The sequence below is a fragment of the Acinetobacter sp. Ver3 genome, from assembly GCF_000632455.1.
Lineage (GTDB): Bacteria > Pseudomonadota > Gammaproteobacteria > Pseudomonadales > Moraxellaceae > Acinetobacter.
Genome location: NZ_JFYL01000141.1, coordinates 1 through 2,011 on the forward strand (window position 1 = coordinate 1; position 2,011 = coordinate 2,011).

The following is a 2,011-nucleotide window of genomic DNA, read 5'->3' on the forward strand; positions in this document are numbered from 1 at the left end:
GAGTATCATGCTGAACAAATTAAACGAATTTGGAAAGAAAGTTCAGGTCGATATGGTGTGCGTAAAGTTTGGCAAAAATTGAAACGTGAAGGTTATATTATCGCACGTTGTACAGTTGCTCGATTGATGCAGAAGCTAGGTATACAAGGTGTTTGGCGTGGTAAGAATAAACAAACCACCCGTAACCGAGATGAACAAAAACGAGCAGATGATTTAGTGAAACGCAATTTTAGTGCTGATCATCCTGACCCTTGCGAAGCAATGCTTCTCAGGTCGCTGACTTCACGTATATTCAAACCCATTCAGGTTGGGTCTATACCGCATTTATGATTGATGTGTTCTTACGAGCAATTGTTGGATGGAAAGTATCTACACGGCTGAATACAGATATAGTGCTCGATGCACTTGAGCAAGCATTGCATGATCGAGGTATGCCAAAGAATGTGATTCATCATTCCGACAGAGGTGTGCAATATCTTTCCATTCGCTATACCAATCGTTTAGAAGCAGCAAATTTACGAGCATCAGTCGGTACAACGGGTGATTCATACGATAATGCTTTGGCTGAAACAGTGAATGGCTTATACAAAACAGAGGTGATTGAATATCTAAAAGCAGACTGGCAAGGTTTAGCAGATGTACAACTTGCGACATTAAATTGGGTGGATTGGTTCAATAAAAAGCGTGTACACAGTACAGTACATTGAGTTATGTGTCGCCTTTTGAGTTTGAAGCAATCTACTATGATCAGATTAACCCGTTAGGTCAGGTGGCCTAACTTAAATAAAAAGTTTCCGACAAACCCGGTACGGTTCAGTTTTTGGCACTTGTGACAAGAGTACACGATCCTGCGGGCGTTTCGGACCCGCCAGACTGGCTTCCACCGTCGACATATCTAAAGCCAGCGTATCGGTAAAGACCGGTTCATCCCCCGGATTGCGCATAATCCTTGCAACTTACTATAGGCTTCTACCAAGGCAATTCTTTCCGGCTGACGTCCGGTTAAACGTAAATAGGAAAGCGTCACCTCATCAACCGGGAAAAAGCCACAGGTAGCACCATACTCCGGTGCCATATTGGCAATCGTGGCACGATCCACCAAGGGTAAATCGGCCAGACCATCGCCATAAAATTCGACAAATTTTCCAACGACGCCTTTTTGGCGCAGCATTTGGGTAATGGTCAGTACCAGATCAGTTGCGGTAATCCCTTCTTTGAGTTTACCGGTAAGCTTAAAGCCGATCACTTCCGGAATCAGCATGGAGATCGGTTGGCCCAGCATGGCCGCCTCCCCCCCAGCCTAACACGCCTAAGCCATTGATCATGGTAGTATGTGAATCGGTACCGACCAAGGTATCAGGAAAGGCAAAGCGCTGACCATCGACCTCATTACGCCAGACCACTTGTGCTAGATATTCCAGATTGACTTGATGGCAAATCCCGGTTCCTGGCGGCACCACGCGAAACTGATTGAGTGCAGCCTGCCCCCAACGTAGAAACTGGTAGCGCTCGCCATTGCGTTGCATCTCAATTGCGACATTCTGCTCAAAAGCTTGCGGGTTGGCAAAGTAATCGACCATAACCGAGTGATCGATAACCAAATCCACCGGTGACAGCGGATTAATTTTTCCGGGTCACCACCGGCTTTGGCCACTGCGGCACGCATCGCGGCAAGATCAACCACTGCGGGAACACCGGTAAAATCCTGCATCAGCACCCGTGCCGGACGATACTGGATTTCCTGCTCTGAGGTTCGGTTGTTTAGCCACCCTGCCAATGCATGAATATGCTCGGTTTTCACCGTGAGGTGATCTTCAAAACGTAGTAAATTTTCTAGCAAGACTTTTAAAGATGGCTGATTTTGGTAGTCGGGACAGGTCACCTAACTGCACTTGCAATTTGGACAGGTTGAAAATCTGATAGTGTCCTGAACCGACGGTTAATGTTTCTAAAGTATTAAAACTATTGATATTACTATACTTAGCCATCTAGTTTCCCTCCGGCTTGATAA

At 46.0% G+C, this 2,011-nt stretch carries 2 pseudogenes; one reads left to right on the forward strand and one right to left on the reverse strand.

Going from position 1 to position 2,011, the window contains the following annotated elements:
• Positions 1–778, forward strand: a pseudogene (locus CL42_RS16910) (IS3 family transposase); the annotation flags it as partial.
• Positions 779–815: 37 nt separating this feature from the next.
• Here CL42_RS16910 and CL42_RS15925 read toward each other — a convergent pair.
• A pseudogene (locus CL42_RS15925) lies at positions 816–1,988 on the reverse strand (aconitase family protein); the annotation flags it as partial.
• Positions 1,989–2,011: the final 23 nt, after the last annotated feature.